The organism is Jidongwangia harbinensis (assembly GCF_020216025.1).
In the GTDB taxonomy this organism is placed as follows: domain Bacteria; phylum Actinomycetota; class Actinomycetes; order Mycobacteriales; family Micromonosporaceae; genus Actinoplanes; species Actinoplanes harbinensis.
In genome coordinates this window covers 128,038-143,278 of record NZ_JAIWNC010000028.1, presented here as the reverse complement: position 1 = coordinate 143,278, position 15,241 = coordinate 128,038, and the positions used below count along the sequence as shown (strand labels likewise).

The following is a 15,241-nucleotide window of genomic DNA, read 5'->3' as shown; positions in this document are numbered from 1 at the left end:
CGGTGCCCTGATGGCCATGGTCCGGCCGGTCGTGCCGGCCTAGGCCGCCGGCCCGCCGTGGTGGCGGGCCGGCGGACCGGTCAGGCCGGGACCTCGTTGCGGTCCTCGGTGGCCCACAGCACGTGGAACGCGCCGGGCTTGTCGACCCGCTGGTACGTGTGCGCGCCGAAGAAGTCCCGCTGTCCCTGGATCAGCGCGGCGGGCAGCCGCTTCGCCCGCAGGCCGTCGTAGTACGCCAGCGCCGACGCGAACCCGGGCGCCGGGACGCCCTGCTCCGCGGCCAGCGCCACGACCCGCCGCCACCCCTGCTGGGCGCCGCTGACCGCCTCCAGGAAGTAGTCGTCCACCAGCAGCGTGGGCAGCTGCGGCGACTTGTCGTACGCCTGCTTGATGTAGTCCAGGAACTTCGCCCGGATGATGCAGCCGTCCCGCCAGATCTTGGCCATCGCGCCGGGGTCGATGTCCCAGCCGTACTCCTTGCTGGCGGCCTGGATCTGCTGGAAGCCCTGCGCGTACGCGACGATCTTGCTGGCGAACAGCGCCTGCTCGATGTCGGCCTGCAGGCCGGTGCCGCCGGCGCCGGCGGTGGCAGACGGCCCGGGCAGCCCGGCCGCGGCCTCGCGGGCCACCGGGTCGCCGGACAGCGCCCGGGCGAACACCGCCTCGGCGATGCCGCTGATCGGTACGCCCAGGTCCAGCGCCGACTGCACGGTCCAGCGGCCGGTGCCCTTCTGCTCGGCCCGGTCCAGCACCACGTCCACGAACGGCTGACCGGTCTCCGGGTCGGCCTGCTTGAGCACCTCGGCGGTGATCTCGATCAGGTACGAGCCCAGCCGGCCCTCGTTCCACCCCTTGAAGATCTCCGCGATCTCCGCCGGCGAGTGCCCGCCGGCCTGCCGGAGCAGGTCGTACGCCTCCGCGATGAGCTGCATGTCGGCGTACTCGATGCCGTTGTGCACCATCTTGACGAAGTGGCCGGCGCCGTCCGGGCCGACGTGCACGCAGCACGGCTCGCCGTCGACCTTGGCCGAGATGTCCTCCAGCAGCGGGCCGAGCGACTCGTACGACTCCCGCGAGCCGCCGGGCATGATGCTCGGGCCGTGCAGCGCGCCCTCCTCGCCGCCGGACACGCCGGTGCCGACGAAGTGCAGCCCGCGCTCCTTCAGCGCCGCCTCGCGCCGCCGGGTGTCGGCGAAGTGCGCGTTGCCCGCGTCGATCAGCATGTCGCCGGGCTCGAGCAGCGGCGCGAACTCGTCGATCACCGCGTCCGTGGCCGGACCAGCTTTGACCATGATCACCACGCGGCGCGGGCGTTCCAGGCTGGCCACGAAGTCCTGCGCCGACTCCGACGGCAGGAACGTACCCTCGTCGCCGAACTGTTCGACCAGCTCCTTGGTCCGCGCGTAGCTGCGGTTGTGCACGGCGACGGTGTGGCCGTGCCGGGCGAAGTTACGGGCCAGGTTGCGGCCCATCACTGCCAGGCCGGTGACCCCGATCTGCGCCTTCTCACTCATGTCCGCGTCCTTCCCTCACGATTCACCCGGTCATTCTTACGTGTTCGCGACGCTGGGAGTTCGACCGCGTCCGCCAAGTGAGCACCGGACGAGCCGGGCGCGGGCGAAGATCGGGCCGGCGGTACGCTCCGGGGCATGGCCGAGGGGACCGACGCTCCGATGAAGCGCGGCGAGATCTGGACCATCGGCAGCCGCACGGACCTCCGGTACCGGGTGCTCGTGCTGTCCGCGGACACCTACAACGACCGGGTCAACGCCTCGCCGTTCTGCGCGCCGATCGTGCGCCAGCGCGGCACCACCGAGCTGCCGCCGTACGCGGTGGCGCTGACCGAGCAGGACCCGATCACCGGCGTGGTGGTGGTGAACCGGATGCGCCGGCTCCCCGCCTCGGTCGGCGCCGAGCGGATCGGCATGGTCACCGGTGCCAGCATGGTCCGTCTGGCCGAGGCGGTACGGGACCTCTTCGAGATCTGATCGGCCGTTCCGCCATCGTCCGTCTGGGTGATCTTGTCCGCTCGCCCCGCGGGTCGGCGGCATCCCGGGCGATCGGGGGATGACGACCGGTGGACGGCTCGCGTATGCAGGAACACGGATACGGCGATCGGAGGTGCGGTGCTCGGCGGCAGACATGCGTACGTGGACGCGGTGCAGGACCTGAGGGCACCGGTGTCCCGGCTGACCGCCGGCGCGGGCACGGTCGAACGCGCCGTGGGCCTGCTCGCCGGCCGCACCCGGTGCCGGCTCACCGAGGCGCACGGTCACCTGCTGCGGATGGCCGCGGAGCAGCAACGTGATCTCACCGAGGTGGCGGCCGGCGTGATCGCGCTGCTCGACCTGCCGGACCCCGGGGCGGACCCGTCCGCGACGCCGCTGGCCGCGCTGTTCCCCGGCCCGGCGCCGGCCCGCCGGTCCGACCCGTGGCGGTCCGCCGTGCAGCACATCCTGGACGCGCTGCCCGGTTCGGTGGCGCTGCTCACCCCGGTCCGCGACCCGGCCGGCCGGCTGGCCGACCTGCGGTACGCCGCGGTCAGCCCGGAGGCGGTCACCCCCGACGGACGGCCCGGCCGGCACCTGCTCGGCACCACGCTCGGCGAGAGCTTCCCGGAGAGCCTGGTCAGCGACCGCTGGGCCCGTTACGCCGCGGTGCTGGACAGCGGCGACCCGGCCGAGACCGGCCCGTTCCGGCACGGCGACGGCACGTTCTCGGTACGCGCCCACAAGCTCGGCGACGACCTGCTGGTCAGCTGGACCCGGCACGACGGGGACCGGCCGGAGAGCGAACGGCTGGCCGGCACCGAACGCCTCGGCAACCTCGGCTGGGGCGAATGGGACCTGGTCAGCGGCGAGGTGCACTGGTCCGCCCAGCTGTACCGGATCTACGAGCGGGACCCGGCCCTCGGGCCGTTGAGCCGGGAGGAGTCGGCGGCGCTGACGCTGCCGGAGGACCAGGCGCTGCGGATGGCCGCCGCGGAGGCATTCGAGCGGGCCGAGCGGGTCGACATCACGCTGCGGGTCCGGATCGGCCGCACCATCAAACACCTGCGTACGGTGATCGACGCGATCCGCGACGCCGAGGGACGCCCGCTGCGCATCTACGGCATCGTGCAGGACGTCACCGCCCGTGAGGACAGCGTCCGCCGGCTCGCCGACGTGGAACAGCAGCTCGCCGAGCAGCGCCGCACCCTGGCCGCCGAGCACGACCTGGCCGCCCGGCTGCAGCACATCATCCTGCCGCTGCCGGACGGCCCGCTGGAGTTCCCCGGGCTGAAGGTGGCCCTGCGCTACCTGCCGGCCGGGCAGGAGAGCCTGGTCGGCGGCGACTGGTACCACGCCGGCAAGCTGCGCGACGGCTCGGTGCTGCTCGCCGTGGGCGACGTGTCCGGGCACGGCATGCAGGCCGCCACCACGATGGCCCAGCTGCGGCACGCGCTGCGCGCCCTGGCGGTCACCACCAGCGACCCGGCGGTCCTGCTGGACCAGCTCAACCGGCTCACCTGCGAGCTGGAGGCGGAGAACCCGGAGCTGGGGGCGACCGCGGTCATCGCCCGCTACGATCCGGTCCGCCGCCGGCTCACCTGGGCCCAGGCCGGGCACCCGCCGCCGCTGCTGAGCCGGTTCGGCCGGACCGCGCCGCTGTCCCGGCCGTCCGGCCCGATGCTGGGCGTGCTGGAGGACGCCCGGTACGAATGCGCCGAGGTCGAGATGTGCGTCGGCGACGTGCTGCTGCTCTACACCGACGGCCTGGTCGAGCACCGCCGGTACGGCCTGGACGACGGCCTGGCCACGGTGGTCTCCGCGGTGGACGAGGCGGTCGCCGCGTCGCCGGAACGCCCGCTGGGCGAACTGCTGGCCCGGCTGCAGCAGGCCAACCCGGACGACGACACCTGCATCCTGGCCGCCCGCCCGGCCACCGGCGAGACCCAGGACCTGCGGCGCTTCCTGCGTTCCCGGTCGGCCGTTTGACCGGCGTCCTGCGGGTACCACCCCCACGGTGACCGACGAAACCGTGGCCCGCCCGGCGCGCCGGTGGACGCCGCGGCGGGTGGTGGCCACGCCGGCCGCGTACGACCACCCGCACGGGCACCGGATCATGGCCCTGGCCGAGGCGCGCGGCCTCGAGGTGGAACGGCTCGCCTCGAACCGGCTCACCGGTGTCCGCGGCGCCACCGACCGGGAGACGTACGCCCGGGCCAAGGCCACCCTGGCCATCGTGGTGAGCCCGCCGTCACGGCGCCGGCTGCAGCCCATCGCGCCCAGCGCGGACTGGCGGTTCGACCTGGCCGAGGGCTGCCCCGCGCACTGCCAGTACTGCTACCTGGCCGGGTCGCTGTCCGGCCCGCCGGTCACCCGGGTGTACGCCGACCTCGACGAGATCCTGACCGGCCTCACCGACTACGCCGGCCGCGGCCAGGTGACCAGCCGCAGCTCCGCCCGCGCGGACGAGGGCACCACGTTCGAGGCGTCCTGCTACACCGACCCGCTGGCCCTGGAACACCTCACCGGCAGCTGGCGGCGCGCGGTGGAACACTTCGGCGCCTGGGACGCGCCGGTGCAACTGCGCTGGACCACCAAGTACGACGACGTGGACGGCTTCGTCGGGCTGCCGCACGCCGGGCGTACCCGGGTCCGGTTCAGCGTCAACTGCCGGCCGGTCAGCACCCGCCTGGAGGGCGGCACCGCCCGGGTGGAGGACCGCCTGGCCGCGCTGCGCCGGCTCGCCCTGGACGGCTACCCGGTCGGACTCACCATCGCGCCGATCATGCCGGTGCCCGACTGGCGCACCCACTACGGGCTGCTGCTGGACGCGGTCCGCGACGCGGTGGCCGGCGTGCCCGGACTCGACCTGACCGCGGAACTGATCACCCACCGGTTCACGCCCGGCAGCAAGGAGGTGCTGCTGGGCTGGTATCCGCGTACCCGTCTGGAGATGGACGAGGCGTCCCGCAGCCGCAAGCACGGCAGGTACGGCGCGGTGAAGTACGTCTACCCCCGCGAGACCATGGCCGAGCTGCGCGACTGGTTCGACACCGAGATCGCCCGGCGGCTGCCCGGCTGCCGCGTGCTCTACTGGACCTGACCGGCCGTCCACACCGCCAGCGCCCGCCGGACCAGGGCGGCGTTGTCGGGCGCGGGGGAGCCGTCCGGAAAGGTCAGGGTGTCCTCGAACCCGATCCGGGTGGGCAGGCCGAGCCGCCCGGCGTGCGCCACCAGCGGCCAGCACGCCGCGTCCTCGCCGTGCAGCAGCACCGGCACCCGCAAGTCGAGCCGGTGCAGCCGGTCCAGCACGGCGTCGGCCGCGGACACCGCCGCGCCGGCCGGCGTACCGATGATCTCCACCAGAATCCGGCTCACGTCGCCGGCCCGGTCCGCCTCGGCCGGCGTCCACACCCCCGCCTCGACCGCCACGCCGAGGCCGGTGAGCGTGTCCACCAGGCCGGCGTACCCCTCCTCGCCCACGTTGACGGACGCGAAGTCGGGCCGGTCGTCCAGCTCGGCCCAGCCCCGCACCAGCCGTTGCCGTGCGGCGACGTCCCCGCCGGTGATCCACAGTCCGGTCGACACGCCCACCGGCGCTCCGGCCCGGCGGGCCGCGGACACCGCCGCGCCGACGTCCGCCGCGGCCAGGGACTCGTGGCCGTCCGGGCCGCGCGGATGCAGGTGTACGGCCTCGGCGCCGGCCGCCACCGCCCCGGTCGCGGCGTCCGCCAGCTGCGCCGGAGTGACCGGTACCGGCGGGTCGGTGCGGCCGCCGTTCAGGCACGCCTTGATCCGTCTGATCACCCGTCCAGCCTGCCAGACCGCCGTGGCAGCGCGCCGACTTGCTGCGGGGAGCGCGGGTTCGGAGGTGCCGTTGGCAGGCGCGATCGGGGTGGGGCGTTGGGGTTTGGAGCGCGCCGTAGGTCGACACGGGCGGGTGGGTGCTGTCGGGTGTGGGGAGTTCGGGTTTGGAGCGCGCCGTAGGTCGACACGGGCGGGTGGGTGCTGTCGGGTGTGGGGCGTTGGGGTTTGGAGCGCGCCGTAGGTCGACACGGGCGGGTGGGTGCTGTCGGGTGTGGGGCGTAGGGGTTTGGGTGAGGGGGCCGACACGTCGCGGGGCGGGCCCGGTGCCCGAGGACGGGCGCGTCTGCGGCACCATGGCGGCGACCGTCCGCGACCGCCCGGGGAGGCGCCCGTGACCCGCAAGCCCGACGTCTCCTGTGTCTTCGTGTGCCGGGACGACGAAGGCCGGATCCTGCTGGCCCGCCGTTCGCCCGGTGCCCGGGACGAACCCGGTGCCTGGGACTGCGGCGCCGGGGCCCTGGAGTTCGGCGAGACGTTCGAGGCGGCGGTGGCCCGGGAGGTACGCGAGGAGTACGCCACCGAGCCCCTCGGCACCACCCTGCTCGGCGTGCGCAACGTGCTGCGCGAGGACCCGCCGTCGCACTGGGTGGCGATCGTGTTCGCGGTACGGGTCGACCCGGAGGCGGTGGCGATCGGTGAGCCGCACAAGTTCGACCGGCTCGGCTGGTTCGCCCCGAACGCGCTGCCCGCGCCGCTGCACTCCCAGCTGCCCGCGACGCTCGAGCTGCTCCCGGTAGGCGGGAAGCCGGCGCCGTAGGGCCGCCGCGGTCAGGGGTGCGGCCGGTGCCCACTGGCCGCCCGTGGCCAGGGGTGCGGCCGGTGCCCACTGGCCGCCCGTGGTCAGGGGTGCGGCCGGTGCCCCAGCGGCCGCCCGTGGTCAGGGGCGCGGGCCGGCCGCGAACGCCACGATGGTGTCCAGGCCGGGCGCGTAGCCGTCGCTGGTGTCCACGACCAGGGTCGGCACGCTGAGCGCGATCGGTGTCCAGTCGGCCAGCGACCGGGTGCCGTCGTCGAGGCCGCGCAGCAGTTCCCGGTCCCGGTGCGCGGCACGGTGCCGGTCGGTGACCAGACGGCGGGCGATCCGGTCGCGGGACACCCGGGCGTCGGCGGTGCACCGGATGATCCGGATGGTGGCGAGGCCGGCCAGCGGGGACAGGATCGGCCGCCACAGCCGGTCCTGGAAGGCGGACTCGGCCACCACGGTCACCCCGGCGCGCAGCAGCACGCCCAGCGTGTCGAAGAACGTGTCCAGGGTGCGGCGCATGGTGGGGTCGGCGGTGCCGGCGTGCGCCATGCCCTCGCGGATCTCGTCGCGGCAGATCGCGGGGCAGCCGACGTGCCGGGCCACCGTGTGCGCCAGCGTGGTCTTGCCGCTGCCCGGTGCGCCGCTCACCACCACCAGGGCCGGAGCGCTCACGGACGAGCGACCGGGAGGCGCATCGCCGGAGTGCGCGCCCCGTCGACGGGGATGATCAGTCTAGAAGGCATAGCGGATACGACAATACGGCGTCCGCTGCGCGATGAGGCCGGTCAAGGCGGCCACGTACCGGCCCTTGCTGCCGGTCCGGTACCGGACGTTCTCGGCGCCGTTCTGGGAGTGCTTGACCTGCTGCAGGTCGGGGCGCCACAGCACCTGTTCCGCCTTCGGGTGCCAGCCCAGATTGACCTGGTGCAGCTTCTCGTTGTGGGTCAGGAAGATCACTTCGGCGGCGAGCTGGGCCTTGGCCGCGGCGCCCAGGCCGGCGTCGAGCTGGTCGAGCAGTTCGGCCCAGTCGGCGAGCCAGCCGTCGCGCACCACCACCGGGCTGAAGTTGACGTGCACCTCGTACCCGGCGGCCACGAAGTCGTCGATCGCGGCGATCCGCTCGGGCACCGGCGTGGTGCGGATGTCCAGGAGCTTCGCGTCGGCCTGCGGCATCAGCGAGAACCGGATCCGGGTACGGCCCTGCGGGTCCCAGTCCAGCAGGTCGGTGTTGACGTGTTTGGTGGCGAAGCTGGCCTTGGCGGTCGGCATCCACCGGAACGTCTCCACCAGGTCCCGCACGTTGTCACTGATCCGGGCGTCCAGGCTGCAGTCGGAGTTCTCCCCGATGTCGTAGACCCAGGCGTGCGGGTCACACTCGTTGGGCGCCGGCTTGACCCCCTGCCGGGCGACGTGGCGCTGCACGTACCCGGTGATCTTGTCGATGTTGGCGAAGACCGTGATCGGGTTGCTGTAGCCCTTGCGCCGCGGCACGTAGCAGTAGGCGCAGGCCATCGCGCAGCCGTTGGCGGTCGACGGCGCGATGAAGTCGGCCGAGCGGCCGTTCGGGCGGGCGGTCAGTGACCGCTTCACGCCGAGCACCAGCGCCTCCCGCTTGATCCGGACCCAGCGGCCGACGTTCGTCTCGTCGCCGTACAGCTCCGGGATCCGCTGGTGGCTGGCCACCTCGACGCGCTCGGCGTCCGGCCAGCGGGCCAGCACCTCCTTGCCGCGCTGCAGCGCGGCCGCGTCCGGCTCGAGGTAGATGCGGCGGATGTCCAGTACGTCGCTCACCTGCGGTACAACGGCCGCTGAGCTGGTCGGATTCCCCTCCGAAGGGGAACGGCGGACCGGCTCGGCCGGTCTCCGCCTCGCCGGGCGGGCGCGGCGTCCACGACCACGCCGGTGTACCACCGAGTCGGCCGCACCGCCGTGCGGCCACCGCTCGTGGCGCATTCTTAATCCTTTCGGGTAATGCATCGAGGTGGCCGGGAAACAATTCACAACGCCATTGTTTATGCGGTGCATGGGCGGGCATCTGAGATCACGTACGAGCCGCTGAGCAGCGGTTTCGTGCGTTTCCATCCCCCATGGAAAGGGCTCGCATGATCACCAGGAATGACATCCAGAGGCTATTCGGCAAGGACGTCTACGAGTCCGGCGGCGGCAAGATCGGCTCGGCCGGTCAGGTCTATCTCGACAACCGCAGCGGCGACCCGGAGTGGGTCTCGGTCAAGACCGGGCTGTTCGGCACCAAGGAGTCGTTCGTCCCCCTGCAGCGGGCGTCGCTCACCGATGACCGGATCGTGGTGCCGTTCGACTCCGACACCGTCAAGAACGCCCCGCGGATCGACGCCGACGGCGACCTCAGCCCCGCGGAGGAGGACGAGCTGTACCGGTACTACGGGTACCCGGCGGCCGGCGGAGACCTGGACACCGGCACGGCCGGCTACGGCCGGGAGTCCCGCACCGACTCCCGGCACGCCGAGCACCACACGTCCTGGCCGGGGACCGACGACGCGACGGCCCGCCCGGTCGCCGGCGCCCGGACCGGGGAAACCGGCCGGGCCCGCCTGCGCCGGTATGTGGTGACCGAGCAGCACGGCTGACCCGGTACGCCGGCGTCCCGTGGCAGTCGTCACGGGACGCCCGCGTGTCACGGGGGTTGGTGAACGGCCCGACGGGGAACGCACGGCGCATGAAAATCTGGCCGGGCAACCCGTACCCCCTCGGCGCCACCTACGACGGCGGCGGCACGAACTTCGCGCTCTTCTCCGAGGTCGCCGAGCGCGTCGAGCTGTGCCTGTTCGACGACGACGGCCGGGAGACCCGGGTCGACCTGCCGGAACGCGAGGCCCTGGTGTGGCACGGGTACCTGCCCCGGATCGTGCCCGGCCAGCGGTACGGCTACCGGGTGCACGGCCCGTACGACCCGCGGGCCGGGCTGCGGTGCAATCCCAGCAAGCTGCTGCTCGATCCGTACGCGAAGGCGATCGACGGTGGCATCGAGTGGGACGAGGCGTTGTTCTCGTACCGCTTCGGTGACCCGGACTCGTACAACGACACCGACTCGGCGCCGTACGCGATGCGCTCGGTGGTGATCAATCCGTTCTTCGACTGGGCCAACGACACCCCGCTGCGGATCCCGATGCACGAGACGGTGATCTACGAGGCGCACGTCAAGGGGATGACCGCCCGGCACCCGAAGGTGCCCGAGGACGTGCGGGGCACGTACTCCGGCCTCTCCCACCCGGAGATGATCAAGCATTTCCAGAAGCTCGGTGTGACCGCGGTGGAGCTGATGCCGGTGCACCAGTTCGTGCACGACAGCACGCTGGCCGAGCGCGGCCTGTCGAACTACTGGGGTTACAACACCATCGGGTTCTTCGCGCCGCACAACGGCTACGCCTCGTTCGGCGGGCACGGCGGTCAGGTGCAGGAGTTCAAGACGATGGTGAAGGCGCTGCACCGGGCCGGCATCGAGGTCATCCTCGACGTGGTCTACAACCACACCGCCGAGGGCAACCACCTCGGCCCGACGCTGTCGTTCCGGGGCATCGACAACCCGGCCTACTACCGGCTGGTGGAGGCGGACAAGCAGTACTACTACGACACCACGGGTACGGGCAACAGCCTCAACGTGCGGCACCACGAGTCGCTGCGGCTGATCATGGACTCGTTGCGTTACTGGGTCACCGAGATGCATGTGGACGGCTTCCGGTTCGACCTGGCCAGCGCGCTGGCCCGGGAGTTCCACGAGGTGAACCGGCTGGCCGCGTTCTTCGACCTGGTCAACCAGGACCCGGTGGTCAGCCAGGTGAAGCTGATCGCCGAGCCGTGGGACGTCGGCGACGGCGGCTACCAGGTCGGCGGTTTCCCGCCGCTGTGGACGGAGTGGAACGGCAAGTACCGCGACTCGGTCCGCGACTTCTGGCGCGGCGAGCCGTCCAGCCTGGGCGAGTTCGCGTCCCGCTTCAGCGGTTCCTCGGACCTGTACGAGATCGACGGCCGGCGGCCCATCGCCTCGATCAACTTCGTCACCGCGCACGACGGCTTCACGCTGCACGACCTGGTGTCCTACAACGACAAGCACAACGACGCCAACGGCGAGGGCAACCGCGACGGCGAGAGCCACAACCGGTCCTGGAACGGCGGCGTCGAGGGCCCCACCGAGGACGGCGAGATCAACGCGCTGCGGGAACGGCAGAAGCGCAACTTCCTCGCCACGCTGCTGCTCTCGCAGGGCGTGCCGATGATCGTGCACGGCGACGAGATCGGCCGCACCCAGCTGGGCAACAACAACGTGTACTGCCAGGACAACGAGCTGAGCTGGATCGACTGGGAGGCCGCTCGCCACCACGACGTGCTGCAGCTGTTCACCGCGCACCTCACCCAGCTCCGCAAGGACCACCCGATCTTCCGCCGCCGCCGCTTCTTCCGCGGCGAGGAGGTGCCCGGTTCGAAGATCGAGGACATCGCCTGGCTGCGCCGCGACGGCGAGCTGATGACCGACCAGGACTGGAACACCCAGAGCGGCATGACCATGACCGTGTTCCTCAACGGCCACGGCATCCCCGAGCGCGACGCGCTGGGCGAGCCGATCATCGACGACTCGTTCCTGGTGCTGTTCAACCCGCTCGGCGAGACGGTGACGTTCACCGTGCCGCCGGCGCAGTACGGCAGCACCTGGGAGGCCGTGGTGGACACCGCGGACCCGCTGCTGGCGGCCCGCCGGCGCACGATCAAGGCCGGCGGCACGCGCGAGGTCGGCGGCCACACCATGGTCGTCCTGCGGTGCCGCTACTGACCCGGGCCGCGCCGCCCCGGTCCGGGCGCCCGGATGCCGCGCGATCGTCATCATTGGTACGTTCGCCGGCATGTCAGCGACCGGCACCGATCTCCTGGCCGAAACCCGCCGCGCCCTGCGCCACCGTCTCGCCACCGGTCAGGTGCAGGGGCGGGCGCCGTCGGCCGTGGCCGCCGTGGTGCGTGACGGGTGCCCGGTGTGGGTGGAGGGCTGGGGGAGCGTGGACGGGCGTCCGCCGGACGGCGACGTCCAGTACCGCATCGGCTCGATCACCAAGACCTTCGTGGCGCTGCTGGTGCTGCGCCTGCGCGACGAGGGCCGGCTGGCGCTGACCGATCCGCTGGCCGAGCACCTGCCCGGCACGTCGGCGGGACAGGCCACGATCGGTGCGCTGCTGGCGCACACCGCCGGGCTGCGCGCGGACCCGCCCGGACCGTGGTGGGAGCGGACCCCGGGCGACCTGCGGCCGGAACTGGCCGATGTGCTCGGTGCCGAACCGCAGCCGCATCCGGCGGGCGGGCGCCACCACTACTCCAATCCGGGGTACGCGCTGCTCGGCGCGCTGGTGGAGCGGTTGCGCGGCGAGCCGTGGGGCGAGGTGCTGCGCCGCGAGGTGCTGGACCCGCTGGGCATGACCCGGACCGCGCTGGTCCCGGCCGCGCCGCACGCCACCGGCTGGGCGGTGCACCCCTGGGCCGACGTGCTGCTGCCGGAACCGGACGTGGACACCGGGCGGATGGCGCCGGCCGGGCAGCTCTGGTCCACCGCGGCGGATCTGGCCCGGCTCGCGGTCCTGCTGCTCGACGGCGACGAACGGGTGCTGCACCCGGACACGGTGGCGGAGATGCGTACCCCGTCGTCTCCGCCCGAGGCCGCCACCTTGGACAGCGGCTACGGCCTCGGCACCCAGATCCTCCGCCGGGACGGGCGGCTGCTGGTCGGCCACACCGGCTCGCTGCCGGGTTTCCTCGCCACCGTCTGGGTGAGCGAGGAGGACGGGCTGGGCGCCGTCGTTCTCGGCAACGTGACCGCCGGACTCCCGGTGAGCACGATGGCCGCCGACCTGGTGGCCACGGTGGCCGAGCGGGAGCCGCGGATCCCGGCGCCGTGGCGGCCGCTGCCCGTGGTCGACCCGGACCTGCTGGATCTCGCCGGGCCCTGGTACTGGGGGCCGGCCCCGTACCTGCTGCGCCCGGTGGCCGACGGCTTCCTGGACCTGACCGGGCTGCGCGCGGTGGGCCGGGGAACCCGGCTGCGCCCGGCCGGCGACGGCAGCTGGATCGGGCTCAACGGCTACTTCGCCGGCGAACGGCTGCGGGTCGTACGGGACGCCGCCGGTGCGGTGAGCCACCTCGACCTCGGCACGTTCGTGTTCACCCGCCGCCCCTACGACCCGGCCGCCGCGGTGCCCGGCGGCGTCGACCCGGACGGCTGGCGGGTCCCCGGACCCGGCGCCGCAGGGGCACAATGACCGGGTGACGGGCAGCGGCGGGCACGGGCCGATCGTCGACGCGCTGCTGTCCTCGGCCGAGCCGTCGATCCGGTGGAAGGTCCGCACCCGGGTGCTCGGCGAGGCACCGGACGGCGCCGGCCTGGACGCGCTCCGGGACCAGATCCGCGACTCGGAACGGGTGCGCCGGCTCCTGGCGCCGTGCCGCTCGGCCGACCCGCCGGGGACGTACGCCAAGTGGCAGGGTGCGCACTGGGCGCTGGCCGCCCTCGCCGACCTCGGCTACCCGCCCGGCGACGCCGCGCTGCACCCGCTGCGCGACCTGGTCCTCGACACCTGGCTGAACCCGTCGTACGACGTCGGGTTCGTGGCGGACGCCAAGTCGGCGGCGTACCGGCGGCGCGGGGTGCCGGTCATCCGGGGCCGGCCCCGCCGGTGCGCCTCGCAGCAGGGCAACGCGCTGTGGTTCCTGTGCACGCTCGGGCTGGCCGACCCGCGCTGCGCCGACCTGGTGTCCCGGCTGCTCCGCTGGCAGTGGCCGGACGGCGGCTGGAACTGCGACAAGAATCCGGCCTCGGACACACTTGAGTACAAGATCCATTTGGCGAGGCCTCTGCTTGAATCAAGCGGAGGCCTGGCTTGTATGTGAGCTTGATTCCAAGTTGTCGGTAGACCTTGGCTTTGTCCGTGGGGTCGGCTCGCCGCAGGATCGTCGCGATACCTGCCATGGCCTCGACCAGGGTGTTGATCTCGTCAGGGGTCATGGTGCGGCGTCCGGTGATTCGTCGTAGGTCGGCCTCGGCGACAGCTTTCTCGGCTTGGACCTGGGTGATCCACTGCTGGACCAGGACCGGGTCGGTACCGGCGTCGAGTGCGGCACGGTACCGGTCGAGCTTGGTCTGACAGGTCTTGATCTTTTCCCGTGCGGCGAGGACGCGATGCTGGTCGGCGTCGTCGTGTTGGGCATCGGCCATCGCCTGCAGCGTGGTGCGCAGGTTGGCGGGGGAGAAGGCCCGGCGGATCCAGGGGTCGACGAGTTCGACGATCTTGTCCTCGCGCAGGTAGAGGCTGCGCGGGTGGGCCAGCCGGTTGGCGTCGGCGTACTCGGAGCTGTAGGTGCAGCGGTAGTGGTTGCGGCCGTTGTTGAAGCTGCCGATCATCCTGCGATCGCATAGACCGCAGAAGAGCAGGCCGAGAAGGCATAGCTGCGCTTGCTGCGTCGCGGCTTGCGGTCGACGTCGGGCCGTTTCGCGCCAGCGGCGATCATGGTCTGGACCTGTTCGAAGGCTTCGTCGTCGACGAGCGCTTCGTGTGCCCGGGTGGTGGAGTAGACCCATTCCCGGGTCGGGTTCCAACGCATCTTGGTTTCGTGCCCTAGCGCGACGTCGTCGACGTCGATGAGGATTTCGGCCTTGCGTTGTTTGTTCCAGACCTGGCGGCCGGTGTAGCGGGGGTTGGTGAGTATGACCCGGATGGCGCTCTTGCCCCAGGCCTGGATGTGGCGGTGGGAGTTGCGGGCCGGGTCGGCGGCCGAGGGCGAGAGGATCCCGTCGCGGGTGAGCCCTTCGGCGATGGCGTAGATTCCCGACCCGGCCAGGTATTCGCGGTAGATGCGTTGCACGACCGGTGCGGTGATCGGGTCGGCTTCGAGCCGGTGCAGGCGCTTACCGTCGGCCGCCTTGCCGGGATTCGGGTGCGGTCCGGCGTCGGCGAGCCGGTAGCCATAGGGCGGGCGTCCACCAAGGAAACGGCCTTCCATCGCGGCTTGGGCGGCCATCGCGGACCTCACGCGGATCTTGATGCGGTTGCGTTCACCTTTGCTCATGCCGCCGTAAAGGGCCATGACCAGTTCGTGGGCGTCGCTGCCCGGATCGACGGCCCCGCCAACTTCAGGAACCCACAGCTGGACGCGGTAGTGCTCGAAGATCGGGAAGGTGAGACCGAACTGGTTGCCGTAGAACGCACGCTGCGGTTCACCGATGACGACACCGTCGAACCCGCGCCGCGGGTCCTTCAACGCGGCCAGCAGTTCGGTGGCACGGGGCCGACGCTTCCACGGCAGCGAACGCGACGTACCGATATCGAAGAAGTCGGCGACGATGGTGTGTCCCGCGGGTTCGATGAGCCCGCGGGCACGGGTGAACTGCCAGTTGTAAGACGCTTGGGGATCTTGATTGTCTTCGGTGGACACCCGTCCGTAGAAGGCGAATCTCATGGGCTACTCCCGAGTTGTGGGGTTTGCTAGTCGTCCGGCTGGTCGCGCCGCGCTGTAGCTCGTTGGACTAGCCGTAGTAGTGCGCGAGCTGCCGCCGGGGTGATGACCGGGTCGTGCTGCGGAAGCTCGATTCGTAGGCCATCAGGCTTCTGTACGGCGGGTCCGGTCAGGG

13 protein-coding genes and 1 pseudogene are annotated in these 15,241 nt (G+C 72.1%); 8 read left to right on the top strand and 6 right to left on the bottom strand.

The features are described from left to right. Positions 1 to 80: 80 nt before the first annotated feature. Complete coding sequence (gnd, locus tag LDL48_RS30350) at positions 81 to 1,514, bottom strand: NADP-dependent phosphogluconate dehydrogenase (protein ID WP_225257929.1); 1,434 nt, start codon at positions 1,512 to 1,514, stop codon at positions 81 to 83. 135 nt (positions 1,515 to 1,649) lie between these two features. Between gnd and LDL48_RS30345 the strand changes: the two genes are divergently transcribed. From LDL48_RS30345 to LDL48_RS30335, 3 genes are all read left to right on the top strand, one after another. After that, entirely contained in the window at positions 1,650 to 1,988 is a 339-nt protein-coding gene (locus tag LDL48_RS30345; protein WP_225257928.1) for a type II toxin-antitoxin system PemK/MazF family toxin, read from the top strand. Between the two features lie 138 nt (positions 1,989 to 2,126). Further along, positions 2,127 to 3,977 carry a SpoIIE family protein phosphatase gene (locus LDL48_RS30340; protein WP_225257927.1) on the top strand — a complete coding sequence of 617 codons (1,851 nt, stop codon included), beginning with the start codon at positions 2,127 to 2,129 and terminating at the stop codon, positions 3,975 to 3,977. A gap of 28 nt (positions 3,978 to 4,005) precedes the next feature. Further along, complete coding sequence (locus LDL48_RS30335) at positions 4,006 to 5,091, top strand: spore photoproduct lyase family protein (protein WP_225257926.1); 1,086 nt, start codon at positions 4,006 to 4,008, stop codon at positions 5,089 to 5,091. On the opposite strand, the gene LDL48_RS30330 is transcribed toward LDL48_RS30335, so the two are convergent. Beyond that, on the bottom strand, positions 5,079 to 5,795 hold the full coding sequence (locus tag LDL48_RS30330) for a 3-keto-5-aminohexanoate cleavage protein (RefSeq protein WP_225257925.1): 717 nt from the start codon (positions 5,793 to 5,795) through the stop codon (positions 5,079 to 5,081). The two genes, LDL48_RS30335 and LDL48_RS30330, sit on opposite strands and share 13 nt — an antisense overlap. A gap of 391 nt (positions 5,796 to 6,186) precedes the next feature. Here LDL48_RS30330 and LDL48_RS30325 point away from each other — a divergent pair, with 391 nt between their 5' ends. Next, positions 6,187 to 6,612, top strand: coding sequence for an NUDIX domain-containing protein (locus LDL48_RS30325; RefSeq protein ID WP_225257924.1), 426 nt, complete (start codon positions 6,187 to 6,189; stop codon positions 6,610 to 6,612). Between the two features lie 120 nt (positions 6,613 to 6,732). Here LDL48_RS30325 and LDL48_RS30320 read toward each other — a convergent pair whose 3' ends face one another. Then, complete coding sequence (locus tag LDL48_RS30320; protein ID WP_225257923.1) at positions 6,733 to 7,272, bottom strand: P-loop nucleotide/nucleoside kinase family protein; 540 nt, start codon at positions 7,270 to 7,272, stop codon at positions 6,733 to 6,735. Positions 7,273 to 7,332: 60 nt separating this feature from the next. Beyond that, positions 7,333 to 8,391 carry a spore photoproduct lyase family protein gene (locus LDL48_RS30315; protein WP_225257922.1) on the bottom strand — a complete coding sequence of 353 codons (1,059 nt, stop codon included), beginning with the start codon at positions 8,389 to 8,391 and terminating at the stop codon, positions 7,333 to 7,335. A gap of 311 nt (positions 8,392 to 8,702) precedes the next feature. On the opposite strand from LDL48_RS30315, the gene LDL48_RS30310 reads away from it, so the two are divergent. From LDL48_RS30310 to LDL48_RS30295, 4 genes are all read left to right on the top strand, one after another. Then, a complete protein-coding gene (locus tag LDL48_RS30310) occupies positions 8,703 to 9,206 on the top strand; it encodes a PRC-barrel domain-containing protein (RefSeq protein ID WP_225257921.1) in 504 nt (167 codons plus the stop codon). 89 nt (positions 9,207 to 9,295) lie between these two features. Beyond that, complete coding sequence (gene glgX, locus LDL48_RS30305) at positions 9,296 to 11,404, top strand: glycogen debranching protein GlgX (protein WP_225257920.1); 2,109 nt, start codon at positions 9,296 to 9,298, stop codon at positions 11,402 to 11,404. A 70-nt stretch (positions 11,405 to 11,474) separates the two neighbouring features. Then, a complete protein-coding gene (locus LDL48_RS30300) occupies positions 11,475 to 12,875 on the top strand; it encodes a serine hydrolase domain-containing protein (RefSeq protein WP_225257919.1) in 1,401 nt (466 codons plus the stop codon). Positions 12,876 to 12,879: 4 nt separating this feature from the next. Next, positions 12,880 to 13,503: a hypothetical protein gene (locus tag LDL48_RS30295; RefSeq protein ID WP_225257918.1), complete on the top strand. Its 624-nt coding sequence runs from the start codon at positions 12,880 to 12,882 to the stop codon at positions 13,501 to 13,503. A 442-nt stretch (positions 13,504 to 13,945) separates the two neighbouring features. On the opposite strand, the pseudogene LDL48_RS45195 reads toward LDL48_RS30295, so the two are convergent. Both LDL48_RS45195 and LDL48_RS30285 read right to left on the bottom strand, forming a co-directional pair. Then, positions 13,946 to 14,014 (bottom strand): annotated as a pseudogene (locus LDL48_RS45195) (hypothetical protein); the annotation flags it as partial. Further along, positions 14,011 to 15,069 (bottom strand): recombinase family protein, encoded by a 1,059-nt coding sequence (locus tag LDL48_RS30285; RefSeq protein ID WP_225257916.1) that lies wholly within the window; start codon positions 15,067 to 15,069, stop codon positions 14,011 to 14,013. The gene LDL48_RS30285 and the pseudogene LDL48_RS45195, both read right to left, overlap by 4 nt. Between the last annotated feature and the right edge of the window lie 172 nt (positions 15,070 to 15,241).